This is a genomic window from Pseudoalteromonas sp. MM17-2 (genome assembly GCF_022347945.1).
Classification (GTDB): Bacteria; Pseudomonadota; Gammaproteobacteria; order Enterobacterales; family Alteromonadaceae; genus Pseudoalteromonas; species Pseudoalteromonas ruthenica.
In genome coordinates, this window is sequence record NZ_JAKRFV010000002.1 from 60,648 (window position 1) to 86,547 (window position 25,900).

Annotated in this window: 25 protein-coding genes; 9 read left to right on the forward strand and 16 right to left on the reverse strand. The window is 47.2% G+C overall.

Annotated elements, in window-relative coordinates; translation table 11 throughout:
* Positions 1-22: 22 nt before the first annotated feature.
* The 4 genes from MHM93_RS01895 to MHM93_RS01910 all read right to left on the reverse strand — a co-directional run bounded on the left by MHM93_RS01895 (position 23) and on the right by MHM93_RS01910 (position 2,689).
* Positions 23-490 carry a methylglyoxal synthase gene (locus MHM93_RS01895; RefSeq protein WP_045978231.1) on the reverse strand — a complete coding sequence of 156 codons (468 nt, stop codon included), beginning with the start codon at positions 488-490 and terminating at the stop codon, positions 23-25.
* A gap of 31 nt (positions 491-521) precedes the next feature.
* Positions 522-1,154 (reverse strand): LysE family translocator, encoded by a 633-nt coding sequence (locus MHM93_RS01900; protein WP_239447785.1) that lies wholly within the window; start codon positions 1,152-1,154, stop codon positions 522-524.
* 98 nt (positions 1,155-1,252) lie between these two features.
* Positions 1,253-1,495 (reverse strand): hypothetical protein, encoded by a 243-nt coding sequence (locus MHM93_RS01905; protein WP_239447787.1) that lies wholly within the window; start codon positions 1,493-1,495, stop codon positions 1,253-1,255.
* Between the two features lie 9 nt (positions 1,496-1,504).
* Positions 1,505-2,689 (reverse strand): multidrug effflux MFS transporter, encoded by a 1,185-nt coding sequence (locus MHM93_RS01910; RefSeq protein WP_239447789.1) that lies wholly within the window; start codon positions 2,687-2,689, stop codon positions 1,505-1,507.
* Positions 2,690-2,838: 149 nt separating this feature from the next.
* Here MHM93_RS01910 and MHM93_RS01915 point away from each other — a divergent pair, with 149 nt between their 5' ends.
* Complete coding sequence (locus tag MHM93_RS01915; RefSeq protein ID WP_138508762.1) at positions 2,839-3,312, forward strand: hotdog fold domain-containing protein; 474 nt, start codon at positions 2,839-2,841, stop codon at positions 3,310-3,312.
* A gap of 2 nt (positions 3,313-3,314) precedes the next feature.
* On the opposite strand, the gene MHM93_RS01920 is transcribed toward MHM93_RS01915, so the two are convergent.
* The 5 genes from MHM93_RS01920 to MHM93_RS01940 all read right to left on the reverse strand — a co-directional run bounded on the left by MHM93_RS01920 (position 3,315) and on the right by MHM93_RS01940 (position 9,215).
* A complete protein-coding gene (locus MHM93_RS01920) occupies positions 3,315-3,740 on the reverse strand; it encodes a polymer-forming cytoskeletal protein (protein ID WP_022945290.1) in 426 nt (141 codons plus the stop codon).
* Positions 3,709-4,812 carry a M23 family metallopeptidase gene (locus MHM93_RS01925; protein ID WP_045978227.1) on the reverse strand — a complete coding sequence of 368 codons (1,104 nt, stop codon included), beginning with the start codon at positions 4,810-4,812 and terminating at the stop codon, positions 3,709-3,711. The genes MHM93_RS01920 and MHM93_RS01925 overlap by 32 nt, the downstream gene beginning before the upstream one ends.
* A gap of 157 nt (positions 4,813-4,969) precedes the next feature.
* The gene (fahA, locus tag MHM93_RS01930) at positions 4,970-6,277 is read right to left on the reverse strand and encodes a fumarylacetoacetase (protein WP_239447791.1); all 1,308 of its coding nucleotides are present in this window, start codon (positions 6,275-6,277) and stop codon (positions 4,970-4,972) included.
* A gap of 129 nt (positions 6,278-6,406) precedes the next feature.
* Positions 6,407-7,453 (reverse strand): 4-hydroxyphenylpyruvate dioxygenase, encoded by a 1,047-nt coding sequence (gene hppD / locus MHM93_RS01935; RefSeq protein ID WP_130147455.1) that lies wholly within the window; start codon positions 7,451-7,453, stop codon positions 6,407-6,409.
* A 295-nt stretch (positions 7,454-7,748) separates the two neighbouring features.
* Positions 7,749-9,215: a peptide MFS transporter gene (locus tag MHM93_RS01940; RefSeq protein WP_239447792.1), complete on the reverse strand. Its 1,467-nt coding sequence runs from the start codon at positions 9,213-9,215 to the stop codon at positions 7,749-7,751.
* Between the two features lie 530 nt (positions 9,216-9,745).
* Here MHM93_RS01940 and tyrR point away from each other — a divergent pair.
* Positions 9,746-11,302, forward strand: a complete 1,557-nt coding sequence (gene tyrR / locus MHM93_RS01945; RefSeq protein WP_022945285.1) for a transcriptional regulator TyrR — start codon at positions 9,746-9,748, stop codon at positions 11,300-11,302.
* Between the two features lie 18 nt (positions 11,303-11,320).
* On the opposite strand, the gene MHM93_RS01950 is transcribed toward tyrR, so the two are convergent.
* A complete protein-coding gene (locus tag MHM93_RS01950; RefSeq protein WP_239447793.1) occupies positions 11,321-11,806 on the reverse strand; it encodes a hypothetical protein in 486 nt (161 codons plus the stop codon).
* 145 nt (positions 11,807-11,951) lie between these two features.
* Between MHM93_RS01950 and MHM93_RS01955 the strand changes: the two genes are divergently transcribed.
* On the forward strand, positions 11,952-12,485 hold the full coding sequence (locus tag MHM93_RS01955) for a thioesterase family protein (protein ID WP_053910272.1): 534 nt from the start codon (positions 11,952-11,954) through the stop codon (positions 12,483-12,485).
* A 45-nt stretch (positions 12,486-12,530) separates the two neighbouring features.
* On the opposite strand, the gene MHM93_RS01960 is transcribed toward MHM93_RS01955, so the two are convergent.
* Positions 12,531-13,184 carry an OmpW family outer membrane protein gene (locus MHM93_RS01960; RefSeq protein ID WP_239447795.1) on the reverse strand — a complete coding sequence of 218 codons (654 nt, stop codon included), beginning with the start codon at positions 13,182-13,184 and terminating at the stop codon, positions 12,531-12,533.
* Positions 13,185-13,430: 246 nt separating this feature from the next.
* On the opposite strand from MHM93_RS01960, the gene dapE reads away from it, so the two are divergent.
* The gene (gene dapE, locus MHM93_RS01965) at positions 13,431-14,600 is read left to right on the forward strand and encodes a succinyl-diaminopimelate desuccinylase (RefSeq protein ID WP_239447797.1); all 1,170 of its coding nucleotides are present in this window, start codon (positions 13,431-13,433) and stop codon (positions 14,598-14,600) included.
* A 56-nt stretch (positions 14,601-14,656) separates the two neighbouring features.
* On the opposite strand, the gene MHM93_RS01970 is transcribed toward dapE, so the two are convergent.
* Positions 14,657-16,399, reverse strand: a complete 1,743-nt coding sequence (locus tag MHM93_RS01970) for a lysophospholipid acyltransferase family protein (protein ID WP_239447798.1) — start codon at positions 16,397-16,399, stop codon at positions 14,657-14,659.
* A 136-nt stretch (positions 16,400-16,535) separates the two neighbouring features.
* Between MHM93_RS01970 and MHM93_RS01975 the strand changes: the two genes are divergently transcribed.
* A complete protein-coding gene (locus MHM93_RS01975; protein WP_239447799.1) occupies positions 16,536-17,459 on the forward strand; it encodes a glyoxylate/hydroxypyruvate reductase A in 924 nt (307 codons plus the stop codon).
* 319 nt (positions 17,460-17,778) lie between these two features.
* Here MHM93_RS01975 and smrA read toward each other — a convergent pair whose 3' ends face one another.
* The 3 genes from smrA to MHM93_RS01990 form a co-directional block, all read right to left on the reverse strand.
* The gene (smrA, locus tag MHM93_RS01980) at positions 17,779-18,372 is read right to left on the reverse strand and encodes a DNA endonuclease SmrA (RefSeq protein ID WP_053910275.1); all 594 of its coding nucleotides are present in this window, start codon (positions 18,370-18,372) and stop codon (positions 17,779-17,781) included.
* 113 nt (positions 18,373-18,485) lie between these two features.
* Entirely contained in the window at positions 18,486-18,710 is a 225-nt protein-coding gene (locus MHM93_RS01985) for a hypothetical protein (RefSeq protein WP_231658063.1), read from the reverse strand.
* A gap of 115 nt (positions 18,711-18,825) precedes the next feature.
* Positions 18,826-19,251, reverse strand: a complete 426-nt coding sequence (locus MHM93_RS01990) for a hypothetical protein (protein ID WP_239447800.1) — start codon at positions 19,249-19,251, stop codon at positions 18,826-18,828.
* Between the two features lie 165 nt (positions 19,252-19,416).
* Here MHM93_RS01990 and MHM93_RS01995 point away from each other — a divergent pair, with 165 nt between their 5' ends.
* On the forward strand, positions 19,417-19,800 hold the full coding sequence (locus MHM93_RS01995) for a response regulator (RefSeq protein WP_022945274.1): 384 nt from the start codon (positions 19,417-19,419) through the stop codon (positions 19,798-19,800).
* A gap of 65 nt (positions 19,801-19,865) precedes the next feature.
* Here MHM93_RS01995 and rpsT read toward each other — a convergent pair whose 3' ends face one another.
* Entirely contained in the window at positions 19,866-20,126 is a 261-nt protein-coding gene (gene rpsT / locus MHM93_RS02000; protein ID WP_022945273.1) for a 30S ribosomal protein S20, read from the reverse strand.
* Between the two features lie 325 nt (positions 20,127-20,451).
* Here rpsT and murJ point away from each other — a divergent pair, with 325 nt between their 5' ends.
* The 3 genes from murJ (at position 20,452) to ileS (ending at position 25,891) form a co-directional block, all read left to right on the forward strand.
* The gene (gene murJ / locus MHM93_RS02005) at positions 20,452-22,032 is read left to right on the forward strand and encodes a murein biosynthesis integral membrane protein MurJ (RefSeq protein ID WP_343224140.1); all 1,581 of its coding nucleotides are present in this window, start codon (positions 20,452-20,454) and stop codon (positions 22,030-22,032) included.
* Between the two features lie 61 nt (positions 22,033-22,093).
* Complete coding sequence (gene ribF / locus MHM93_RS02010) at positions 22,094-23,047, forward strand: bifunctional riboflavin kinase/FAD synthetase (RefSeq protein WP_045978216.1); 954 nt, start codon at positions 22,094-22,096, stop codon at positions 23,045-23,047.
* 21 nt (positions 23,048-23,068) lie between these two features.
* Positions 23,069-25,891, forward strand: a complete 2,823-nt coding sequence (gene ileS / locus MHM93_RS02015; protein WP_239447801.1) for an isoleucine--tRNA ligase — start codon at positions 23,069-23,071, stop codon at positions 25,889-25,891.
* Positions 25,892-25,900: the final 9 nt, after the last annotated feature.

Genomic DNA, 25,900 nt, shown 5'->3' on the forward strand with positions numbered 1-25,900 from the left:
TATCAGCGCCGTGGGCAGTGATTTACTCGTTGTCGAGGCTTCTGTCAGCGAGGTAATTGTCATAATCTGGTAAGCTACGTGGCATAATGCTTTGCATGTATGTGCTTGCTAGCAACATATCGGCTGTGGCTTCATTACAAGCCACGGGGATATTCCAAACCGCAGCTAAGCGCAGTAGCGCTTTAACATCGGGATCATGGGGCTGAGATGAAAGCGGATCCCAAAAAAATATGAGCATATGGATGTGATGCTCAGCGATTTTTGCTCCAAGCTGCTGATCGCCACCCATAGGCCCACTTAGCAGTTTAGTAACACCTAACCCCGTTTCTTTTTCTATGCGCAGCCCCGTGGTTCCTGTGCCGTACAGATTATGCACTTCGAGTACGCTTTTATGACGCTGACACCAATCTACCAATGCTTGCTTTTTGCCATCGTGAGCCACTAAAGCAATGGTTTTAATTGGCGGAAGGGGTTGTTGTTTTTGTTTCACTGCAGGGCCTCAATAAATCGTATTTATAATTTTATAACAGCAGGTTGATAGCCAATGCAATGAAAATTAAGCCAGTCAAACGGTCTATCCAGCACTGTGCACTCGGGTGAGTCTTAAAGTACTGGGCAATTTTATCGCCGAAATAAATATAGGTGCAGTCAATAGGCAGCGCCAGTACGGGATAAAGTAGTCCAAAGATAGCCAGTTGAGCAGTGGTCGAAGTAGCCAATGAAGGGTCAACAAACTGCGGAATAAAGGCGATAAAAAACAGAGCCACTTTGGGGTTTAGCACTTCCGTCATCATTGCTTGAAAAAGTGGGCTTTGCTTTTTGACACTGACATGCGGTTTATCCTCTTGCCCTATGGCCGTTGCTTGCCAGCTTTGCCACAGCGTCATGATCCCTAAATAGGCTAAATAACATGCCCCTAAATACTGCACGGCTGTATAGGCTGTCGCTGATGCTTTCAGTAATGCAGATAAGCCAATAACTGCAAAAAGGGTATGAATAACACCACCGAGTGCGAAGCCAATAGCACATTGAATCCCTGCCTGGCGACCGTTGGCAAAGGTTTGCGCCATTAGAAATGCATTAGAGGGGCCGGGGCCCACGGCAATAAGGAAACTGGCACCAAGAAATGAAAGTAATAGTTCAGGGTTGAGCATGATGGTGTGCTTAAAGCTAAAGTGGTAAATCTATCAGCTTAGCTATGAAGAATAAAGCGGGCATGAAGCCCGTTTTATATAGTGTTTGCTGTCACTGCTTATAAGCTAACCGTAACAGTAGTAGAACATACCGTAGAGTCTTGCTCACATACTTGATAGCCAAAGCTGCCCCGCACTTTACCTAAACTATCGGTGTTAGCGGTGGTAGTGAGCAAGTCACCATTGCGATAAATATCCACACTGGCCGTTGCTACGCCGCCGTAGCTCAAGTGTATATTTTGACCAATAGCCCTGTAGATGTGCTCATTTTTTTTAAGTGTGACCAGCTTTCTTTGTGACAAGCTGAGCACTTATTTGTGCAACAAACGTCCCCGTTTACTTAATAGCACTAACCAAAATGGTAATAACGCGGCGATGTGCAATGCAATAGCAACGGGGGCTGCTAGTTGTAATTGTTGACTTAAAAGCACGAGTACGCCAGCGCCACTCATTTGCATAACGCCAACAAGCGCCGAAGCAGTACCGGCTTGTTTGGCAAAAGGCGCGAGTGCTGCGCCAGCTGCACTGCCCAAAATCAGTGCATACCCCATTGCACATACAAACATGGGGAACATTAACGCAGCGATAGCGCTAGAGTGACGCAACAACACCAAGCTCCCGGCACTGACTAATAGTAAAGATAGTCCCCACAGTAAGGCTTTACGGCTAGATCGCTTTATAAATTGAGGAGCGATAAAGCAGGCGAGGACACTCAAGGCACCGTTAACGGTGAACCAAAAGGTGAAGGTGCCAATATCATGGCCTAGGTGCTGCATGATCCACCCTGGGGCTACGGTCACGAACATCAAGATGGAACTCATAGTGATCATCGCTATGGCCGCATTGAAAGTAAAAATGGGCGAGCGGATAATGGGCACAAAGCGTCGTAAGTCGAGGAGGTGACCTTGATAGTGACTATCCGCAGGGCGTGTCTCGCGATACAGCATAAGGGTGGCGGTGATACCAATCACAGCCCATAGCGCCATAAATACAAAATTGCTCTGCCAAGAAAACTGTACGGTGAGCCAGGCCCCTAAAATTGGGGCCAGTGCTGGGATAAAACACACAATGCCATTTAAATAGGTCAGCATTTGTCCACTACGGGCAGGTCCAAAAACATCGCGCACAATGGCAAAGGCAGCTACAAATGTCGCGCATGCCCCCAAGCCTTGAAATGCTCTTGCGACTAACAGCCATTCGAAGCTCGGTGCCCAGGCCCCGGCCAGTGCCGATACCCCATATAACACGGCCCCTCCGATGGCGACAGGGCGTCGACCTATCTTGTCGGCAAGCGGGCCGGCGGCTAGTTGACCTAAGCCAACGGTGAGCATAAACACGGCAACGCTTTGTTGTAATTGTGCTTGAGACACAGCCATTTGCTCGGCCATAACCACAAAAGCGGGTAAATAAATATCAATAGCGAGTGGACAAAATACCACTAGCAGCATCAATACGAGCAGTAGGGTTTTACTTTGCTTGGAAGATGAATGACGCACAGACTCAGTAATACTCTAATAATACAAGCCAACATTGTAAGAGTAACACTATTAGATACCAGCATTTTCGTGTTATTTGTTTGTTATGAATTGATTTTCGCGGCGATTCTAGGTTTACTGGTAGGATGAGTTAGATAGAGAACCTTATCATGTCCACGCCTCCTTTACTTAAAACCTATAAAAAACTGACCAACTGGCCATTTGGGCACTGGTTATTCTCCAAAGCCGTATGCTTTAAAGCGCCTTACTTTGGCTCAATAAAGCCTTTTATCACTCTGTTAGAGCCAGGTAAGTGTGTCGCCCAAGTAAAAAACCGCCGTGCTGTGCATAACCATATCGGCACTATTCATGCGATTGCGCAATGTAATGCTGCTGAGCTTGTCGCTGGGGTGATGACCGATGCCACGGTGCCACATAAAACCCACCGCTGGATCCCCAAAGGGATGACGGTGGAGTATCTGAACAAGGTGGACACCGATATGACAGCAACGGCGCACATCCCACTGCCACATCAATGGCAAGATAAGGAGGACTTGCTGGTTCCTGTCGAGGTGACTAATACGCGAGGGGAAATTGTATTCCGCGCGACGATAAACATGTATATCACCGCGCGAAAAGGGTAAAACTACTCGTTGACTTGGCTGTCAGCAACATCATTGTTGCTGACCACGCTAAAGCTGTCTTTTTTGTTTAACTGCTTTATTTGTCCTTCCATGGTCGCACCGGCGGCAATGCTTAGGGTGTCGTGAAAGACATCGCCCTGTACTTGCGCGGAGCTTTCAATCGCCACTTTACTGGCACTAATTGAGCCACTTACTCGGCCTTTTATAGTCACATCAGTGGCTTCAACACTGCCTTCAACTTGACCTTGGCTGCCAATAATTAAGGTATCAGCTTTAATGTCGCCGTCAATACGGCCATCGAGCTGAACTTCGCCTTGGCTGGAGAGGGTGCCTGTTAAGCGAACATCTGCCGCTATCAATGATGGGGTAGCTGTATTTTTACTCAAAGCGGGCCTACTATTCTGTGTATCTTTGTTCTTTGAAAACATCGGTTAATGCCTTGGTGATTTTTACCGGATTAATATGTTTGTTGTTATGCAGCACTTCATAATGTAAGTGAGTCGCTGTGCTACGACCGGTACTTCCCATAAGCGCGATGACTTGTCCTTTCGTTACGGTGTCACCACGTTTTACTTTAATTTCATTGAGGTGGCCAAAGCGGGTGCTAAAGCCATTTGCATGCTCTATTTCGATGAATCGACCATACCCGCCATTGCGCCCTGCACGAACGACAGTGCCCTCAGCAGGTGCAAAAATCTCGGTGTTGCGCCAGGCTGCTAAATCCACGCCTTTGTGCATAGCACGGCGGCCATTCATGGGATCCTTACGCAAGCCAAAACTGCTGGAGATATAATAGTCGGCAGCGGGAAGTACATGTGGAACTTGCGCGAGCATGGTTTCCAATTGGTTAAGTGTGAGCAGACGGTCGACTACATCCATTGACGTGTCGGTTTGTTGATCATCAAGGATCAGCTCCAGTGGTCCACCTTGAGCAATGGCTTGTTCACTCTTTTCGAGGAGCTCGTCCATCACCGTTTGTGGTAACCCAGCTCGAGCAATCGCTTCAGACAGTGCCTGTTCGCGCTTGGCAATCACTTGGTCTAGGAGCGTAAAGGTGTTGTCGTGGCCTTGCGTTAGGCGAGCCACACGAGTATCTATATTGCTGTCACTGACATCTATGGCCTCAAAGGGTAAACCTTGCTCTGGCATTAATGAAGCCGGTAAGGTTGCCAGCACGCTTTGTGTTAGTTGTTGGCGCTGCTCTAAATGCCCCAACTTGACGATTAACTCATCTTGCGCCAACCGTGCTTGTTGCAATTCGTGTTTTAGCTGTTCATTTTCGGCCAGTACATCGCCGCTGGTGTGTTGTAATTGCGTTTGTTGCCAGAAGTTATAGGCACCAAAGCTCGCCAAGGCACCAATGCATGTCAACACCCCAAGGGCAAACATGCACTGTTTGGTCGTGCTCATTTCAACAACTTTGACTTCGCCGTGTTGACGGATCAAGAGCTGCTTAGCTGGGAATAACTTAGTAACTAAGTATGATGGTGTTAACTTCATAGCGACAAATTACTGACAAAAACGCAGCTAAGATATCAAGGTGAGATTAAAAAGCCAGCAAAAAATTGTAACTGAACGGAAAAAAAGTGCGACTTATCGCACCCTGAACAGGGGATAAATCGCACTTTTTTATGGCGTATTGCCATATCAAAGAATGTTATTTAGCAGGGAGCACGGTGCCACGGCATTCGCCAAAACCGATACGAGCATAGCCCTCTTTTTCGCACCAGCCACGCATGATCACGGTGTCGCCATCTTCAAGGAATTTCCGCTGTTCGCCATTGCCTAAATCAATGGCCTCTTTGCCGCCACGAGATAGCTCTAACAGTGAGCCCGCCTCTTCGTGCTCAGGACCAGACTGAGTACCTGAACCTAGCATATCGCCTGGCTGGAAGTTACAGCCGTTAACGGTGTGGTGGGCCACCATTTGTGCCACGGTCCAGTACGAGTGTTTAAAACTTGACTGTGATAAGCGGTACGGCGCTTTGCCTTCGCTGCGCATTTTTTCGGTTTCAACAGCGACATCCATTTGAATATCAAGCGCACCGAGCTCGCGGTTTTTGCTGGATTCAAGGTAATCGAGCGGCTGAGGGTCATTTTCGTCACGTGTCCAAGCGAGACGATAAGGTGCTAGCGCTTCGTTGGTAACAATCCACGGCGATACGGTAGAAGCAAAGTTTTTCGCTAGGAATGGCCCAAGCGGCTGATATTCCCATGCTTGCAAATCACGTGCAGACCAGTCATTGAAAAGACAAAAACCAAACACATGGTCATCAGCGTCATCTAAGGCAATAGTGTCGCCCAGCTCATTGCCTTTACCAAGATAAATGCCAAGCTCTAATTCATAGTCCAAGCGCTTACAGGGACCAAACGATGGCCTATCGGCATCAGGTGCTTTGGTTTGACCTTTAGGGCGCGGGAAGCTTTGTCCACTTACGCCAATGCTAGAAGCGCGACCATGATAGCCAATGGGCACCCATTTATAGTTTGGTAGCAAAGGGTTATCCGGACGGAATAAACTGCCTACAGCTGTAGCGTGATAAATCGAGGTATAAAAATCAGTGTAGTCGCCGATGTGACAAGGCAGGTCATACTCGACGTCACTTTGTGCGATTAACGCATCTTGCAGCTGGTTTTGTAACTCGCTATCAGTGCGTAAGGCGCGCGATAAAGCCAGACGCAATGCTGACCAATGCGCTTGGCCCATGGCCATAAATGCGTTTAGATTTTTTCCTGCTGCGGCTTCAACAGCCTGCTGTGCCTGCTCATCAAACAGCTCTAGGCGTGCAACTGTGGCTAGGTCAAGGACTTGATCGCCAATGGCGACACCGCCGCGAAAGACTTCGTTGCTGCCTTTGCGACGAAAGGTGGCAAATGGCAAGTTTTGGATAGGGAAATCGGTATTGGCGTTGGCTGAGCTGACCCAACTGGTTAAATTCTTATCGTGCGTTTCATTGAGTTGCATAAGAGATTCCTTTTGCTGATTCTAAATTGGTTATTGAGCCGTTCACACAAAAAACAAGGGCTCGAAACGTGAAAAAGCAGTACCCGCCATAAATGGCGAGCCTGCTTTTAACGCTAGATAAAAAGGGAGTTATAGAACGCCACGGCGCTCTTGATCGCGTTCGATAGACTCGAACAGCGCTTGGAAGTTACCTTCACCAAAGCCACCATCATCAACACGCTGGATCATTTCAATGAAGATAGGGCCAAATAAGTTCTTGGTGAAAATTTGTAGTAAGTAGCAGTTTTCTTTTTGGCTATCGACCAAAATTTGATGCTGCTTGATTTTCTCGCGGTCCTCTTTGACCCAAGGTACCCGGTCAAAAATAGTGTCGTAGTAATGCTCAACAATGTCCAAGGTGGCGATATTGCTCTTATCTAGCTTATCCAAAGAGCCGACTAGGTCATCAGTTAAGAAAGCCAAGTGCTGCACGCCTGGACCATTGTACTCGTCTAAGTACTCATCGATTTGGTTGTTGTTGTCATCTTTACCTTCATTGATTGGAATAGAGAAGGTGCCGCAAGGTGATTTCAATGCATATGACAGCAGTGCAGTTTTTTGGCCTTTAATATCGAAATAACGTACTTCGGTAAAACCAAACACATCTTTATAGAAGTTAGCCCATGTTTCCATGGTGCCTTTGTAAACATTGTTGGTTAGGTGGTCGATACGTGTGAAGCCTTTGCCTTCAACCACATTCGGTTGGGCTAAATCTTCAAAGTCGGTGTCATAAATTGAGCCGTTGTCGCCAAATTTGTCGATAAAGTAAATTAAGCTATCGCCAATACCGAAAATAGCAGGGTAAGGCATATCTTTATTGGTTGCGTCTGTGGCTGGTTTTGCACCACGCTCAACTGCCACTTCAAAGGCTTTATTCGCATCCTTTACGCGCCAACCCATAGAGCAAATGGCAGGACCATGGCTTTTGGCAAACTCAGCAGAAAAACCACCGCGCTCATTGTTTAAAAGGAAGTGAATGTCGTTTTGGTTGTAATAAACAATGTCTTTACCTTTAAACTTCTTCAACTTTGAGAAGCCAAACTCACTAAAGATAGTGTCCATATAATCCGCATCTGGGGTTGCGTATTCTGTAAACTCGATGCCCATTAGGCCGAGAGGGTTATTTACTTCGCTCATGTTGTTACTCCACTTGCATAGGTAATAGGTGGCTGTGATTGCGGTGAGACCGCACTAATAATGGTTATAAATTGCAACAGCCAACCTCTGATCATTTGATGGCATCATCGGAGAAAAAGTGCCAAAGAGAAAGCCTAGGCAGGGAATTAACCAGGAGTAGTAATGTAAATATAAGTGGACGTTTTTAGGTAACTGTAAGCTTTTCGTTAAATTTGTTCTCTAAATAGATTCAGCCATCAAAAAAGTTGCACAAAAAAGGCGCCATTTGGCGCCTTAGTGAAGAGGGGATTAACGGTTACTGCTTCTCACCAGTGATTTCCAACTCTTCTTCTAGCAGTTGCTCTTTATCATGCTGGCCCTCGGCGCCGTGCATCCAGTCAACCAGCTTATCGGCCATTAGCCACAAGCAAATACCTGCGATAAAGGCCATAATGGCAACACCGCCAAAGGTGCTAAGTGGTCCACCTTCGCCAACTAGTTTACCGATTTCGGCGGCTACGTAGTTACCCAAGCCCGAGAATAAGAACCACATACCCATTAGTAGCGAAGTAAATTTAAGTGGTGCTAGCTTCGAGACCATAGATAAACCGATCGGCGATAAGCACAGCTCACCCATGGTGTGGAAGATATACGCCATCACTAACCAAATTACATGGGCTTTCATATTCGCATCATCGCCAATTTGTAAAGCCGCTCCGACCATAGAAATGAACCCTAGGCCAAGGAAGAACATGCCTAAGGCAAACTTACGTGGTGAATCCGGTTCTTTATCACCCATACGAATCCACAGGCTGGCAAAAATAGGCGCTAAGATAATGATGAAAATAGGGTTAACAGCTTGCAACCAACTGGCCGGCATTTCCCAACCAAAAAACACCAAGTCGGTTTTGTATTTCGCAAAGAGGTTCATTGACCCCGCTGCTTGCTCAAATCCAGCCCAGAAGATGATAGTGAAAAAGCTCATAATGAGGATCACTTTAACGCGGTCGCGCTCTTCACTGGTTAGCGGCTTTTTGTTTACGCCTTGGTCGTCCTCAGACTGCTTAGCAGATGGTACAGTACCAATGCTACCTAAGTATTTTTTGGCTAATAGTAACTGCAACACCACACCCAGTAGCATACCGACGCCGGCAGTGAGGAAGCCGTATTGATAGTCAAACTTTTCACCGATAGAACCAACGACGAAGTAACCTAAAATAGAGCCTAAGTTGATCCCCATATAGAAGATGGTAAAGGCGCCATCGCGGCGTTTATCACCTTCGCTATATAGGTCTCCCACCATGGTAGAGATATTAGGTTTGAAGAAGCCGTTACCTAGAATTAGTAGCGCTAAGCCTAGGTACATCATCTCTTTCTCAAAGCCTGACACCATGGCATGAGGCGTGCCTAAAGCAAATTGGCCAAGGGCCATGGTGAGGCCACCGAAAATGATGGCTTTTCGCTGACCAGATACATTGTCGGCAAACCAGCCACCGAGTACCGGTGTTACATAAACAAGCAGCGCATAGATACCCAAAATGCTGAGTGCATTTGATTGCAGCGCTTTGTGATATTCGTCTTGGGCGTTGGCACTTAAAGGGTCAATGCCAAAGTAAGCCATATCCCAACCCATGGCTGCGGCGGTGGCGATAGTGGAAAGGTAAAGCACGAAGATACCGCGCATACCGTAATAGCTCATGCGCTCCCACATTTCTGTGAAAAATAGCAAAAAGAGCCCTTTAGGATGACCGAAAAGATCACCTGTTTTAGGTGCTGAACTCATGAAAATTTACTTCCTAAATAAATCAGTATCAAAGGCTGTGAGCCTTGAATACTACTACTGCAATTTACAGTACTGCCGTACTGTCACTTATTTAGGCCTTATTATTATTGTTATGATGTTCAAGCATTACTTCGGCGATGCCAAGTAATGGTGTGCCATAACCTCAACTGGAGTCTGAGGGGCACGTTTTATGTGAACGGGTGGCCCGCTATCACCATGGTAAAAAAGCGAGGTTATGCATAGAATTGCACGCGCTGCGCTGCTTTATCCTGATGACAAGCGCGCGACAGTATACATAGAGCCATGCATCAGGGGAAGTACTGACGCTTAACCGCCAATGAACCCAGAGCTCTACCATGCTGGCTTTTTAGCCTTATATCGTGCAATCCAGACGATAACTTCTTGGCGTGGGGGTATAAAATAGAATCGATTATTTGTTCAATTTTCTTTACGTTTTGCTATCCATCTTAGCCTTTTATAGCGTATGATTGCGCCCAGCATTTGATTGGTAACACGTGATTGAGGGATCCATGCGCCTTGAAATATATTGCCAAGACCGAATCGGTATCGCCCAAGAGATACTGAATATCCTGGTGAGCTACCAAGTTGACCTAAAAGGCATCGAAGTAGATGCTAAGCATTGTCGTATGTATGTCAGCTTCCCCCCCATCGAGTTTGAGCAATTCCAAAAAATTATGCCTTCTATCCGCCTAATTGACGGTGTTGAAGACGTTCGAACAACCGCGTTTATGCCCTCCGAGCGTGAGCATAACGAGCTTAATACGCTGCTCAGTGCGCTCCCCGATGGCGTTATCTCCATTGATAACAAAGGTTGGGTGCGGTTGTGTAATGCTGCGGCATGTCGCGACTTACAATTGAGCGAGCAAGACGTGGTTGGCGCCAATATCAATAACCTCCTTAAAGGCTTTAACTTTACCCGTTGGTTAGAGGGGTCAGAGGTATTAGGACAAACCACCCGTGTGGAAGTGGCCGGAGAAGATTTCATTGCCGATATTCTGCCTATCTCTGTGCCTCAAGGTGAAGAGCAAGACGCCTTGGCGGGGGCGGTTATCAATATCAAATCACAAAGTCGTCTAGGTCAACAAGTCAGTGCATTTCGCCGCTATGGCCAAGAAAGTTTCGCCACCATACATAATTATTCAACGGCGATGCGCCGCACTGTACGCGAGGCGCGCAAAATGGCGCAGCTTGATGCGCCGATATTGATAACCGGTGAAACGGGCACAGGTAAAGAGCTTATGGCCAGAGCCTGCCACTATGCCTCTAATCGTTCGGTTAAACCCTTTATTGCGTTGTCATGCGCCTCATTGCCTGATGATGTTGCTGAATCAGAGTTATTTGGTTATGCCGGGTATGAAGACAACGCCGCCCCCAAACGCGGGGTATTAGAGCAAGCCGATGGCGGCACGGTATTTTTAGATGAGGTTGGCGAGATGTCGACCCAGCTGCAGACCAAGCTGCTGCGCTTCTTACAGGACGGTACCTTCCGTAAAGTCGGCGATGAGAACGAAGTAAAGGTCAATGTGCGCATTATCGCGGCGACGCAAAAAGATCTTCCAGCCATGGTGCAAGAGGGAGGCTTTCGCGAGGATCTCTATTATCGTATCAATGTACTGACGCTGGAAATATCACCACTGCGTGACAGAAAAGCAGATATTGGGCCCCTGGCCGAGCACTTTGTGCAAAAGTATGCGCAGCAAAACGGCGCGACAGTACCTAGCTTAAGTAAAGAGTGTATTGAGTATTTGGAGCAGTATCCATGGCCGGGCAATGTGCGGCAATTAGAAAATGCCATTTACCGCGCGGTATCTTTGCTCGATGATAGCGAACTGACGGTGGAGCACTTGCAACTTCCGAGCTTCACCAATGATCTTGGCTACCTAGAGTCTGATTTTGAAGGCAGCCTAGATCAGGCGGTAAAACGCTTTGAAGCTACGTTATTGCGTAAACTTTACCCTGCATACCCAAGCTCTAGACAGCTTGCGAAGCGTTTGGGCCTGAGTCACACCGCTGTAGCGAATAAGCTGCGTGAATACGGGATAAACCGAAAAACGGTCAAAGTTTAATAATGGCGCCGTCAGGCGCTATTTTTTTGTGCCCATGTTCTTAGTGACCCCACTGACGGTGATTGACTCAACGCCATCAGCTGCGAAGTTTACTTTTATAGCGGCATTATTGCTGGTGAAAAAGTAACTGCGATCATCAATATGTAACTCGTAATTGCCTTTAACCTGTTGCTCAAATTGTCCTTTCTCTAGGCGAATTACATGTTCGCCGAGTTGCCAGTAAAAGCTGTCAAACCAGCCAGAGTGGAACTCTTGCAGCCATACTTGGCTGTCATCTTTACTAAGCACTAAGGCCAAAGAATATGACTCGGGGAGGGTGTCCATATCATAACTTTTGTTGCCGATACGCAACGTACCTTGCTCACTGTCCCATGCGAAACCGAAGGTGAAAGGCGTTTGTTGCCCGGCGCTGTTCGCAGTTGTGCCCTTGCCGACGTAATTAAAATCAGCAAAGCAAGGCATACTCATTGCCAATGTGGCCAGAGCAAATAAAGTTGGTTTCATATTAACCCCTTTGTGAGCGAGAAGTTTTAACCATAAATGACCTAGCGTCGCTGCGCAACTAACGCACTAAGGTGCTCGACGACTCAAGCAATGCTATGATGGTGGTCTTACCTGTTTCTTAACACGCTACCACAAGGAGAGCGCGGTGAACTTATACTTCCGTTTATTATGGTTGTTTTTCAAAATCAAAGGTAATAAAACACAACAGCCGCTGTTGGATACGGTCGATATTGACTTTCGGGCCTGGCCGCTGGATTGCGACATTAATTTACATTTAACGAATTCTCGTTATTTGGCGTTAATGGATATCGCTCGTACATGGATGACTGCGCGTTTGGGGCTATTGCGTGCGGTGATGAAGCGCCGTTGGTTCCCTGTGGTTAATGCGACAGCAATCACCTATATTCGCGATGTAAAACCATGGCAAAAATTCACGGTTTCGACCCGATTGGTAGGCTGGGATCACAAGTATTTTTATATCGAGCAAAAATTCACCTCACACCGAGGCCTGCATGCCATTGCTTATGTACGGGGCGTGTTTCGCTCGCGAAAAGGGGTCGTCGATATCGAAGAGATTTTGGCGCTGGCTGATTTTAAAGACGAGGCACCCATTTTGCCGCCGGAAATCATGCACTGGAAAGCCATGTTGGAGCAAAAAAAAGCGACTAACAAGAATTAGCCGCTTTAGTTGCTTACATTAGCAAGTGGTAACCGTGAATCGGTATTAGAAGGTGTAACGCACACCTAGCATCGCCACAACTGGGTCAATTTTGACATCAACGGTCAGCGCTTTCTGGCCGTTTGCATATACACTGGCATCGCTATCAATGTCCATGTAGCTCACCATACCGTGTAAACCCCAGTGCTTGTCGAATGCATAGTTAAAGCCAACTTGAGCGGCCAAACCAACTGAATCGTCAAGCTTGAGTTCAACATCATCGGTGCCTAACGTGGTTTTTAAGTCTTGGCTTGCTTGCTCATCAAAAAACACCGTGTAGTTTACGCCGGCACCCACAAAGGCACGGAACTGATCACCTGCTTGACCAAAGTGGTATTGGCCTAACAGCGTGGGTGGAAGGTGCTTAATGTTACCAATCTTCGCACCTTCAAGGCCAAGGCGACCATTAACATCATGGCTAAATGGCGTGGCGGCGATAAGTTCAACGGTCCAATTGTCATTGAGTGCATAATCGAACGTGAGACCAAGCTGAGTATCACCGTCGGCGTTAAGCCCTAAGGTTGGGGCTTCGTTAATTTTAGACACTTCACTATCAGGATTTACGTTGATAGCGCCAACGTTAACACTTAGGTTAGCGTGAGCGTAAGAAGAGGTGCCAAGGAAAAGGCCAATTAGAGCTGCGCTGAGTGTTTTTTTCATCATCATATTCCTGTTCGATACATCGGAAAAGCTTTGCTGTTGGCGCCATTATCACTACTTAAGAAAAATAAAAACTGTTCTAGATCAAGCTTTGCCTCAGGTACGCTGCAGAGCGATTAAAAACCTTGATTTAGATTAAACTTTTATCCATCTCATGCACACAATGGAGAGTTCATAAGCTGACATTAAGATGTCATATGAGCAGGTTGTAATAGCCTTACCAACAGCTGCAACAGGGCAGGCGTTATGCAATTGAACACATCGCAACAACAACGCGTTAATCAAGATAATGTCGTTTCATACTTACAACAGCTTATTCGGTTTCGCTCCATTACCCCTGAGCAAGGTGGGGCTATTGATTGGTTACAACAACAGCTGCAACAGCGAGGCTTTAATTGTCATGTATTCACCTGTCATGGTGTCACGAACCTTGTTGCCGATTGCTACTTTGGTCCAGGCGCCAAGTTTGCCTTTTGTGGCCATATCGATGTTGTACCTGCTGACGCATCGCGGTGGCATGTTGACCCCTTTGCTGCTGAGATAATCAATGGCGAAATTATTGGCCGAGGAGCCGCTGATATGAAAGGCGGCGTCGCAGCCATGTTGGAAGCGACTGATAGGGTGCTCATGCAACGCCCCACACAGGGGCACTTTTATTGGTTGATCACCTCTGATGAGGAAGGTGAGGCACTTTATGGCAGTGCGGAAATAGCTAACTACCTCGCCGCCCAAGGTAAACATCTTGATGTCTGCCTAGTGGGTGAGCCCACAGCGGATAAACGCGTTGGCGATACCATCAAAAATGGCCGCCGTGGTGCACTTTCAGCACGTATTGAAGTTCTTGGTAAAGCCGGGCATGTGGCTTACCCCGAGCACAGTGTGAATGCCGCACATTTGGCTGCTCAGATGAGCATGGCTTTGCAACAAATAGATTGGCACAAAGATATTGAAGGGTCGAAAACAACGTTACAAATAACTGGCCTCACAGTCCCTAACAGTTTAGATAATTTGGTGCCAGCCAGCTGCTTTATAGAGTTTAATGTGCGCTATAGTCATGGTTATCGTAGTGAAGACGTTAAACGCTTAATCACCGCTGCCTTGGCGCCTTGGCAGCAACATGCGACAATTAGTTGGCAGCGTCCCTGTGAGCCTTATTACACGGCAGGTGGGGGAGCGTACGACCTGCTCGCAGCGTTGGAAGAAGCGATTTACCAAAGCACCCAGAGTTACCCGCAACTGAGTACCAGTGGCGGCACCTCTGATGGGCGCTTTTTTGCCAGTAATGACACCCAAGTGGTCGAATGCGGTGTACGTAACCACACCATACATCAAGACAATGAGCGTGTGGCTGTGAGTGATTTAGCTAAGATCACCGAAATTTACGAGCGCACATTGGCGCATTTTTTCACTAAATAACTCAAGTGAGTCATGAAAAAGCCGGCATACGCCGGCTTTTTTTGGTTGGGAGTTGGTTAATCAATATTGCAGGTGCGCTTAATGAGGGTTTCGTTGTTAAGGTAACGGCGCGCCTTTTTTTCTTTTAGCTTTGCCATATCTACCAGCACTAGGCCATCAATACAGTTGTTGAAGTCGGGGTCCACACTGAAGCTTAAAAATGAGACGCCCTGAGGCTGGCAAAGTTCAGTGTATTGTTTGAAGAGCGTGGGGACTTGTGCTCCCATGTTGGCAAGCACGTGTTTTAACTCTGCAAAGTCAGCTTTTGCATCACTGCCATTAAACAAACGTTGGCACTGCTCTTTTACACATTCGCTGTATTTAAACTCATGTTTAGCCGTTGCCAACGGCTGTTGCTGAGCGTAGTAATGCTGATAATAATAAACTAACAGCTCTTTGGCATTTTGAGGCAGTGCATTGGATAAACTGACTGCCCCAAATAAATAGCGATATTGCGGGTAGCGACTAATAAACGCTCCAATACCAAACCATAAGTAATCGAGGCTTTTGCGGCCCCAGTACTTGGGTTGCACAAAGCTTCTGCCAAGTTCGATGCCAGCGCCGAAGTAAGGCGCCATATCGTCTTGGTAGTTAAACAAACTGTCCGTGTATAGCCCTTGGCGTCCGTGTTTGACAATAATATCATCGGCACATGCAAGGCGGTAAGCGCCCACGAGCTCTAGCTGTTTAGGATCCCATAGAATGAGGTGGTGGTAGTCCATGTCATATTTATCGATATCACGGCGGCGACCACTGCCTTCGCCGACAGCGCGAAAGGCAATTTCACGAAGGCGTCCGAGCTCACGAAATAGCGGTGAACTGCCTTGGTAATTATATAAGTAGATTTGCATGCCATCTTGGGTTTCTCCCAGGCGCTCGCATTCACCGAGCGCCCCTACTAAGGCTTGACGGCACTCGGCGTGGGCAATGGGAGCTTGGGTTTTTAACAGTTCAGGCTTTTTAGTTCCCAATCTATACAGCTGCTTACGAATAAGCCGGCTGATCTCTTTGTCATTAAGGTTATCAATAAGGTAAGACTTCGGCGGAATGGCAGTGCCTATTTCGAACTCCAGCGACTTTTGCCGTTGCTTAAACATTTCTTGTACTAATAACAAGGTGGCTAGCGGCTTGTAAATCATCGACGTGCCGTAAAACAGCGGACTGTTCTTAGCTTTTACTAAAATCGGTAAGATAGCCGCATTGGCCTTTTTGGCTATACGCAGGTAGCCATTGTTCCACTTGCAGTCTTTAACGCCTGTTGGGCGTAGCCGCGACACTTCGCCAGCAGGGAAAATTAACAAGGCTCCTTCAGCTTTAAGGTGCTGATGAATGGCATTGAGTTCTTGCTTGCGGCTGTTGCCAGACATGTTATCAACCGGCAGTAGTAATGAGTGCATTGGCGTTACACTCATCAACAAACGGTTGGCAACAACACGGATATCTGGGCGTACGCGAGCTAGCACGCTTATCAGTGCCAAGCCATCCAATGAGCCAATTGGGTGATTCGCGATAATCACGAGGCGGCCTTCGCTTGGGATATTATCCAACTGTGATGAGCTAAAGCGAGCACTGAAGTCCAGCTCTTCGAGCACTTGCTCAATAAACTCTAATCCTTGTAGGTGAGGATAGGTATCGGCAAAAGCAACAAACTCTTGTTCGTGTAATAAATAGCCCAGCCCTTTCTTTACCAGGCCTTTTACTTTTGGTGAGTTGGCAAGACTCGGTAAGTTATCTTCAACCACTTTATCAATACTGATCATATTACCACCCTTTGGTAATGAGATTAGCCACAGGGTAAGAATTAACCATGACATCAAAGTGTAAAATAGATGACAGTTTCAAGACGACATCGGGTTGTGGGATACTGAGGCAAACTATCGCTGTGATGGAGATAATATGAGTTTATTAGTGGCAATTGCGAACAGAAATACAGATAAGCTGCAGAGCATGCTTAAACAGCAACTGGGTGAGCAGCAAGTACAAGTGTGGCCTGATATTGAGGATGCTGCAGCGATTGATATGGTGCTTGGTTGGCAGGTACCGGCTGAGGTGTTTAGTGCTTTGCCAAATCTAAAAGCGGTGTCTTCTTTTGGTGCCGGTGTCGACGGCCTTAACCTGGATGCCATTGCAGATCATGTGCCGGTCACGCGTATTGTTGATAATGAGCTGGCAGCAGATATGGCTGAATACGTATTAACTCAAGTGCTGCTGCATAAATCTCATATGCCTCGTTACTGGCGCCAACAAAGTAGCAAACAATGGCGAGCGAAGCGGGTGCGCGCACACAATCGCGTCGGCCTGCTCGGGTATGGTCAGCTTGGTAGTGCTATTGCGCAGCGTTTAGCGGCTAATGGCTTTACTATCAAAGCGTGGTCGAACTCAGAAAAACCTGACACAGCGACGGTGACACACTTTTGCGGTGATAGCGGCCTAAACGAGATGCTTTCGCATGTCGATTATTTGGTTTGTATACTGCCTTTGACTGCAAAGACCCGCAATATAATTGATGCTGAGCTGTTGGCAAAACTGCCTGCGCATGCGGTATTAATTAATGTTGGCAGAGGAGAGCATGTATGTGAAAGTGCATTACAAACCGCACTCTCAAAACACACTTTAGGCGGTGCCACCCTTGATGTGTTTCGCCAAGAACCCTTGCCAGAGGAGAGCCCTTTATGGCACCAAGAAAACCTCATTTTGACCCCGCATTGCAGTGCGCTTAGCCGCATTGAAACGGTTGTTGAGCAAGTGGTCGACAACTATCAACGCTTGCAGTCTGGGCAAACATTAAAGCACCTTATTAGCCGCGAACGAGCTTATTAAGTTGTTTTAATAGGAACTAAACACTGTGTAAGTAAACAGCTTGTTAAGTTTTAGTCAGTTGCTATAGTAAACAAGCTACATGCTTGATGTATAAAAAAAATAACAAGTTAGGCTATTTTATTAGCCGCAACCTTTATAGGAAGCGCTATGAAACATAATCAAGGCGGAGCTAAGCTCAGCTATGTGTTGTTTTGGGTTGCTTTGCTAGGACTCGCAGCTTGGTTCAACCAAGCCAATGCCATGCCGCTGTAAAGCTCCTATTTGTAACTGACATTCGACGGACAAAATGCCGAAGCCTAGGGTTTCGGCATTTTTATTTTCAGCGTTTAGCGTGGCGTTCGCGGTTTTCCAATTTCTTATCTGCACTTTTCTTTAATAGCACGTAGGTTGCGCCTAGGCCGCCATGGGGCTTCAACGCACTGTGGCAGGCAAGTACACAGGACAATTGTTTGAGCCAATGATTGACGTAGCTTTTGAGCAGCCCTTTTTGGGATTGATTACGCTCCCCAGTGCCGTGACGCACTAACAATACGCGAATGTTACGCTGGTGGCAGTCGCTCACCGTTTCATACAGTGCCTGGCGTGCCTGAAGCAGTGATTGACCGTGCAAGTCGAGTGTGGCGTCAACGCCGTATTTTCCTAAGCGAAGGTTTTTGTACACGCCGTCTTGTACACCATCTTTTTTGTAGGCGATAAAATCGAGTGGGTCAATCAAATCAATGTATTCGGTGCTGAGGATGTTGTCATCTAACTCTGCATCTAACTGCGCCGCCAAACGTTTGTGTTGTTGCGCGAGGGTGGGCGTGGTGTGCGGTTCGAAGTAGCTTACCTTATCGTTTTGCTTGAGCGGCGTTACATCCTCCATTAGCTCTGCGAAAAGATCCGAGTCTGGGCTTTTATGAGACGCTGTCATGATGACCTCGCTTACATGGTTACTACTAACTTTATACTAGCCCAATATACGGTGTCAGTACTATGATGATCACTCTCGATAGTACTGACTGCGTATTTTTAAACCAATTCAAGCTAAACCGATGGGCCACTGATGCGCTGTGTGTACACCTTAAATAAATAAAACGTATTAATTAAAACCAGGGAGATGTTAGTCAGTCCATTGGGGGTTACTAATTGTTGCGCATGCACAAAAAATAACAGACCAATCGCTACACTTGCGCCAATGCGCAGTAAGCGTCCATGACTAATAAAAAATGCGCCAATAGCCAGTGCTCCAAGCAAAATCTGAATTCCCAAGTTGACGTCCAAGGTGTATCGCTCCACAACGTGATGGTTAAAAAAGGAGCGCTATTATGCGAACGTGAAGGCCCTTAAGCAAGCGAAAAAATATATCTTTTTCGGATAAGTTTTTCTAACTTGAAAAAAGATGCACTAAGACTGCAAAAAAACCTTCTTGTTTGATGATTTCATAGCGATGACAAGTATCTGCTTGCGTGCGATCTCGGCATAAGTACATGGCCTTGTTGGCGTCTATGGATTGCAGGTAAAGCTCTGAATCTACGAGTGTTGGGCCACCAAGTAGGGTGGGCACATAAATGCTACTGGCCACTAACCCCAGCTTTTGATAAGTGATCAACTGAGGTTTTGGCATCAGCATAAATATTGCCAGCAGCGCTAATAACGTAAATAAAATAATTTGGCCTAACTTACCCTTTGGTTTGGTGCGCTGAGGAGCTCCTTGGCGCGACGGCTTATCCTGCTGTGCTTGGTGCTGCGAGGCGTTATCTGCCGAAGAGGGCGGCCGCTTAATTCTTTTTGGCGTCGCTGCTTGCTTCAAGAGTGAATGCTTTTTAGTTTTTTTTACCATAACGCTCTACACACAGGTTTACTTGGCCTAAACTATATAGGACTCTATAATATAAACGTTTTTTTAGTATAGCGTGGCTAGGGCTGGAAGTTAACTTAAACACCAGTGGCTAAGGCGCAAATTAGGGAAGGTCCAATGGATGAGGATATAGCGATTTTAATCGTGGATGATGTGGGTACGGTGCGTAGCTTTTTACATCAAACGTTAATGCATTTAGGCATTGAAAATGTAGATGAGGCGGCAAACGCTGCGCAATGCATGTCTGCGTGCGCGAACAAAGAGTACGATATTATCTTTCTCGACATCGAATTGCCTGACGGCGATGGCAAAGACATGATTGCAGACATAAATAGTCAGCTCCCCGAGGCCAATGTGGTTATGGTCAGCGCTCACTCAACAATTGATAATGTTAAGGACGCAATTGATAAAGGCGCTAAGGGGTTTGTGGTTAAGCCGTTTTCGCCAAAGAAAATAGCAGCCATGCTGAAAAAGTTTTACCCCAACATGGAATTTGTTTGATTTCTTGAATTATAGGCATAAAAAAACCGGCTAATGCCGGTTTTTTGCGTTATCAAAAAACTAAATTATAGTGCTTTGATTTTCGCTGCAAGACGGCTCTTATGGCGAGCAGCCTTGTTTTTATGGATTAGACCCTTAGTCGCGTAACGGTCTAGGATAGGTGTTGCTTGTGCGAAAGCAGCTTGTGCCGCTTCTTTGTCGCCAGCTTCAATAGCAGCAGATACTTTTTTGAAGTATGTACGCATCATTGAACGACGGCTTGCGTTGTGCTGACGGCGTTTTTCGCTCGTTACAGCGCGTTTCTTTGCAGACTTGATGTTAGCCAAGGTTTGCTCCTAACAATCTTAAATAAAGCTTATATTTAAAGGCCGTGGACTATGCCCTCTTTTTTCCAATTTGTCAATCAAATTAACAAAAGACAAAGCAAACTGCGGGAGTAACGAATCGCCAATGGCTACCGGGAGACACATATATACAGTGCAAAGTCGGGTTAACGCACTATATACCCAAATAAATGATTGGTCTGTTATTGCAGTTTAGGCCTCTGACCTCGGCGGATTATAGCAAAGCTATTAGGCAACCACCAGCGCTGTATTCGCTGCCTATTTGTTGGCATAATGCCGCCATTATCGTTTGCCTCAGTGAGGATATGTGGCTAACAGTTTATTTCGTTCTGGCATGATAGTCAGCGCCATGACCATGATATCGCGCGTACTGGGCTTAGTGCGTGACGCCGTTGTGGCAAACCTTTTAGGAGCTAATGCGGCTGCCGACGTATTCTTATTTGCTAATCGCATTCCCAATTTTTTACGCCGTTTATTTGCAGAAGGGGCCTTTGCCCAAGCTTTTGTGCCAGTGCTCAGTGAAATCAAGGAGCAGCAAGGTGATGATGCCGTGCGCTTATTTGTGGCGCGGGCGGCAGGCACCTTAGGCACTATCTTGTTGGTGGTGACCATTGTTGGCGTGATAGGTTCGCCCATAATCGCCGCACTGTTTGGTGCTGGGTGGTTTGTTGATTGGTACCAAGGCACAGGTGAGGGCGATAAATTTATTTTAGCTTCGGCGCTGTTGAAGTGGACCTTCCCGTATTTATTTTTTGTTTCGCTGGCCGCGCTCAGTGGCGCCATATTGAATGTGTATAACCGCTTCGCGGTGGCGGCCTTCACCCCGGTGCTGTTGAACGTCGCCATTATCAGCAGCGCTATATACTTGCATCAGTATGTCAGCATTGGAGCTTACGCTTTAGCTATAGGTGTGTTCATTGGTGGGGCGGTGCAATTAGCCTTTCAGTTACCGTTTCTATACCGCGCCAAAATGCTAGTGAAACCACGATGGGGGTGGCAAGACCCTGGCGTGGTCAAAGTGCGAAAACTGATGATCCCAGCGTTATTTGGTGTATCGGTGTCACAAATCAACCTCTTTCTCGATACCGTGATTGCCTCTTTTTTGGTGACTGGCTCCATCGCCTGGTTGTACTACGCGGACAGGCTCATTGAATTTCCTTTGGGTTTGTTCGGCATTGGCATTGCCACGGTGATTTTACCGACCTTATCTAAACTCCACGCCGGTGATAAGGGGTCTGATTTTCAGCACACCTTAGATTGGGGAGTGCGTTTTGTGATCTTTCTAGGGTTGCCTGCCATGCTAGGACTGATGGTAATAAGCCCGTTGATTATTACCGTGTTATTTGACCACGGTGCGTTCGCAAGCGCTGAGGTGGATCATGTTCGCGCAGTGTCTTTGGGGGTGGCGGCCTATGCCGTTGGTCTGGTCAGCTTTATGCTGATTAAAGTATTAGCGCCGGGCTTTTACGCTCGTCAGGATACCCGCACTCCGGTGCGCATCGGCATTATCGCCATGGTTTTGAATATGGTATTTAACTTATTGTTAGCCCCGTTTATTGGGTATTTGGGCCTCGCGTTGGCCACCGCACTCTCTGCTACTTGTAACGCCCTATTGTTATATCGACAGCTGGCTAAAGAGCAGGTTTATCATTTTTCAAAAACCAGTGTCATCTTTACTGGCAAATGTTTATTTGCTACTGCCTGTATGGGGGCGGCGGTGTATGCTTTACAAAGCCAGTTTATGTGGCAGCAATGGCCTTTTTATGAGCAGATCGCTTTGTTGGCAGGGCTGATTTTTGTGGCGATGAGTTGTTACTTTGGCGTGCTATTCATTATGGGCGTGCGCCCAAGTATGATAAAAAACGTGGCAACTACTGAATCACATTAAAAAAAAGATTATAATCGAGCACTTTCGTCAGTCGTAGTGCGTAAAACAAGGCCTTTTAGAAATGGAGCTGATACGCGGGATCCACAATATTCGAAGCCAACATCATGGCTGTGTACTCACCATAGGCAATTTTGATGGTGTGCACCTGGGTCATCGAGAGGTGATAAAAGGTTTATTGCGTGATGCTAGCGCACTGAACTTACCCAGCACCGTGATGTTATTTGAGCCGCAGCCGCAAGAGTTCTTTTTAAAAGAACGGGCTCCGGCACGCTTGACTCGACTACGTGATAAGCTTGCCTTACTCGCTAAACTGGGCGTGGAGCGGGTGGTCTGCGTGAGCTTTAATGGCCGCTTTGCCAGCCAAAGTGCAGCTGAATTTGTTAGCGAAGTATTGCTTAAAAAGCTAGGCGTCAAAGCACTCACTGTGGGCGACGACTTCCGCTTTGGCAAAGGCCGCAGTGGAGACTTCTCGTTGCTCAAAGCCATGGGTGAAACAGCCGGTATGGCGGTGAAAAGCACCGAGAGCTTCAAAAAGGCCAATGCGCGAGTCAGCAGTACAGCTATTCGAGAAGCGCTCAGAGCCGGTGACTTAGAGCTGGCTAAAGCGATGCTGGGTCACGATTACGCCATTAGCGGACGCGTGATTCACGGTTGGAAAAAAGGCCGAGAGCTTGGTTTTCCAACGGCCAACGTGGCTCTGAAGCGGCAAGTTTGTCCGCTCAGCGGTGTCTTTGCGGTGCAAGCCAAAGTGGGTACGCACACTTATAACGGCGTCGCGAATGTGGGCAATAAGCCCACCTTTAACGGTACCCGAGCCTTGTTGGAAGTACACTTGTTTGACTTTCAGCAAAGCATCTATGGGCAATTTATCGAAGTGCAGCTTAAAGCTAAGCTGCGCGATGAACACAAATTCAATGGTCTTGATGCCTTGGTGGCGCAAATTAATCAAGATATTATCGAGGCCAAACAGTTTTTTACTTTATCGACTACCGCAGATGTCAGCGGCGGTCTGTAGCCGGAACGGAAAGTAGGATTAATGAGCGACTATAAACATACCTTAAATTTACCGGAAACTGAGTTTCCCATGCGCGGCAACCTGGCCAAACGCGAACCAACCATGCTTAAGCAATGGTACGAGCAAGACTTGTACGGCAAAATTCGTGCAGCAAAAAAAGGTAAGCCGTCTTTCATTTTGCATGATGGCCCTCCTTATGCGAACGGTAACATTCACTTAGGTCACTCTGTTAATAAAATCCTTAAAGACATTATTATCAAGTCTAAGACGCTTTCAGATTATGATGCGCCTTATATTCCTGGCTGGGATTGTCACGGTCTACCGATCGAGCTGATGGTAGAAAAGAAAGTCGGTAAGCCAGGCAAAAAAGTGTCGGTGGCGGAATTTCGCCAAAAATGTCGTGAGTATGCGGCGAAACAGGTAGACGGCCAAAAAACTGACTTCAAACGCTTAGGTGTGTTAGGGGATTGGGATAAGCCTTACCTAACAATGAGCTATGATTTCGAAGCCAATGCCATTCGTACCCTAGGCCGCATTATCGATAAAGGTCATCTGCATAAAGGGGCGAAACCAGTGCACTGGTGTACCGACTGTGGTTCAGCGTTGGCGGAAGCCGAAGTAGAGTACCAAGATAAACAGTCACCGGCTATCGATGTGAAATTCACCTTCGTCGATCAACAGGCCATTGTTAGCGCCTTTGATTTGGCTGAAGGCCATCAAGGAAATGGTCCAGTAGCCACAGCGATTTGGACGACAACGCCATGGACTCTACCGGCAAACCGCGCCGTTGCCGTGCATGAGAATTTGGAATATGCCTTAGTGCAGGTCGAAGATGAAGGCCAGCAGCAGCGTTTTGTGCTGGGTTCAGAGTTGGTCAAAGACTGCATGGACCGTTTCGGCTTTAAACACTATCACACTTTGGGTTATGTCAAAGGTGAAGCGCTTGATAAACTGAGCGTTGCGCATCCGTTCCTTGATATCAATGTACCTGTTATTTTGGCTGATCACGTAACCACCGACTCAGGTACGGGCATTGTTCATACCGCGCCCGGCCATGGTCAAGAAGACTATGTCGCAGGCCAAGCGTACGGCTTAGAAGTGGCCAATCCAGTGGGTGCAAACGGCGTTTACTTGCCAGACACCCCTATTTTTGCCGGTCAGCACGTATTTAAAGCCAACCCTAATGTGATTGAGCTGTTGCAAGAGAAAGGCGCGTTGTTGCATCACCATGCCCTTGAGCATAGCTACCCGCATTGCTGGCGCCACAAAACCCCGATTATTTTCCGCGCCACACCGCAGTGGTTTATTTCAATGGACAAAGCCGGTCTGCGTAAAGACTCTATTGCCGAAATTAAAAAGACCCAATGGTTACCAGGATGGGGTGAAAGCCGCATTGAAAATATGGTTGAGGGGCGCCCGGATTGGTGTATTTCGCGTCAGCGTACTTGGGGCGTACCTATTGCCTTGTTCGTAGATAAAGACACCGGTGATTTGCACCCTAACAGCGCAGAATTGATTGAACAAGCTGCGCAGCTAGTGGAAAAAGACGGTATCCAGGCGTGGTACGACTTAGAGCCGCAGACCTTATTAGGTGATGATGCTGAGCAGTATGTGAAGGTACAAGATACTTTAGATGTGTGGTTTGATTCTGGCGTAACCCATGCCTGCGTGATTGATGCACGTGACGAATTGACGCGTCCTGCCGATCTTTACCTTGAGGGGTCAGATCAACACCGTGGTTGGTTCATGTCATCACTGATGACCAGTGTGGCAATTCATGGTCACGCGCCATATCGCCAAGTAATGACTCACGGCTTCACGGTGGATGAAAAAGGCCGCAAGATGTCAAAGTCTTTGGGCAATGTTATTTCACCGCAAGACGTGATGAATAAAATGGGCGCGGATATTTTGCGTCTATGGGTGGCTTCGAGTGACTTCACCGCAGAGATGACCGTGTCTGATGAGATCTTTAAGCGCTCGGCGGACCGTTATCGTCGTATCCGAAATACCAGCCGCTACTTGTTAGCCAACCTTAATGGTTTTAACCCTGAGACTGACCTTGTTGAGGTGGCAGAGATGGTTGAACTAGACCGCTGGATTGTTTCTCGCGCTGCCAGTCTACAAGAAGAGCTCATTAAGGCTTATGACGAGTATCAGTTGCTATTAGTAACGCAAAAACTGATGAACTTCTGCACCGGAGAGCTCGGCTCATTCTACTTGGATGTCATTAAAGACCGTCAGTACACGGCAAAGGCCGATTCTCATGCGCGTCGTTCGTGTCAGAGTGCGCTGTACCATATTGCCGAGGCTATGACTCGCTGGATGGCGCCAATTCTGAGCTTTACTGCGCAGGAAATTTGGCAGGCACTGCCCGGTGAGCGCGAAGAGTTTGTCTTTACCGGACAGTGGTATAACGGCCTTCAGGCAGTATCAGGTAAGTTCACTGATGAGCAGTGGCAACACGTATTAGAAGTGCGTGATGCAGTGAACCGAGTACTGGAGAATGCTCGTAAAGAAGACATTATCGGTGCCACCTTGCAAGCCGAGGTAACGCTTTATGCCGACGATACGCTAAAAGCAACACTGGATGCCCTGGGTGAAGAGCTGCGCTTTGTGTTGTTAACATCAAAGGTAACGGTGCAAGCGCTGAGTACTAAACCGGCAGAGATTGCGGATTCAGAGCGGTCAGGGCTTGGCGTACAAGTGGTGGCGACCTCGGCGAGCAAATGTGAGCGCTGTTGGCATTATTGCGATGATGTAGGCACCCACGATAAGTATGACGATCTGTGTGGGCGTTGCGTAACTAACGTTGAGGGCGATGGCGAAACACGCCAGTTTGCCTAAGCAGTAAGT

What these genes read in the sequence shown, in the direction of transcription:
- dapE (WP_239447797.1), top strand. Translation starts at nt 13,431, where the DNA reads ATGCAATTGAACACATCGCAACAACAACGCGTTAATCAAGATAATGTC.
- hppD (WP_130147455.1), bottom strand. Translation starts at nt 7,453, where the DNA reads ATGAGCGAAGTAAATAACCCTCTCGGCCTAATGGGCATCGAGTTTACA.
- MHM93_RS01970 (WP_239447798.1), bottom strand. Translation starts at nt 16,399, where the DNA reads ATGATCAGTATTGATAAAGTGGTTGAAGATAACTTACCGAGTCTTGCC.
- MHM93_RS01915 (WP_138508762.1), top strand. Translation starts at nt 2,839, where the DNA reads ATGTCCACGCCTCCTTTACTTAAAACCTATAAAAAACTGACCAACTGG.
- MHM93_RS01925 (WP_045978227.1), bottom strand. Translation starts at nt 4,812, where the DNA reads ATGAAGTTAACACCATCATACTTAGTTACTAAGTTATTCCCAGCTAAG.
- ileS (WP_239447801.1), top strand. Translation starts at nt 23,069, where the DNA reads ATGAGCGACTATAAACATACCTTAAATTTACCGGAAACTGAGTTTCCC.
- MHM93_RS01960 (WP_239447795.1), bottom strand. Translation starts at nt 13,184, where the DNA reads ATGAAAAAAACACTCAGCGCAGCTCTAATTGGCCTTTTCCTTGGCACC.
- MHM93_RS01975 (WP_239447799.1), top strand. Translation starts at nt 16,536, where the DNA reads ATGAGTTTATTAGTGGCAATTGCGAACAGAAATACAGATAAGCTGCAG.
- ribF (WP_045978216.1), top strand. Translation starts at nt 22,094, where the DNA reads ATGGAGCTGATACGCGGGATCCACAATATTCGAAGCCAACATCATGGC.
- MHM93_RS01940 (WP_239447792.1), bottom strand. Translation starts at nt 9,215, where the DNA reads ATGAGTTCAGCACCTAAAACAGGTGATCTTTTCGGTCATCCTAAAGGG.
- MHM93_RS01920 (WP_022945290.1), bottom strand. Translation starts at nt 3,740, where the DNA reads ATGTTTTCAAAGAACAAAGATACACAGAATAGTAGGCCCGCTTTGAGT.
- tyrR (WP_022945285.1), top strand. Translation starts at nt 9,746, where the DNA reads ATGCGCCTTGAAATATATTGCCAAGACCGAATCGGTATCGCCCAAGAG.
- MHM93_RS01900 (WP_239447785.1), bottom strand. Translation starts at nt 1,154, where the DNA reads ATGCTCAACCCTGAACTATTACTTTCATTTCTTGGTGCCAGTTTCCTT.
- smrA (WP_053910275.1), bottom strand. Translation starts at nt 18,372, where the DNA reads ATGACAGCGTCTCATAAAAGCCCAGACTCGGATCTTTTCGCAGAGCTA.
- MHM93_RS01995 (WP_022945274.1), top strand. Translation starts at nt 19,417, where the DNA reads ATGGATGAGGATATAGCGATTTTAATCGTGGATGATGTGGGTACGGTG.
- MHM93_RS01950 (WP_239447793.1), bottom strand. Translation starts at nt 11,806, where the DNA reads ATGAAACCAACTTTATTTGCTCTGGCCACATTGGCAATGAGTATGCCT.
- fahA (WP_239447791.1), bottom strand. Translation starts at nt 6,277, where the DNA reads ATGCAACTCAATGAAACGCACGATAAGAATTTAACCAGTTGGGTCAGC.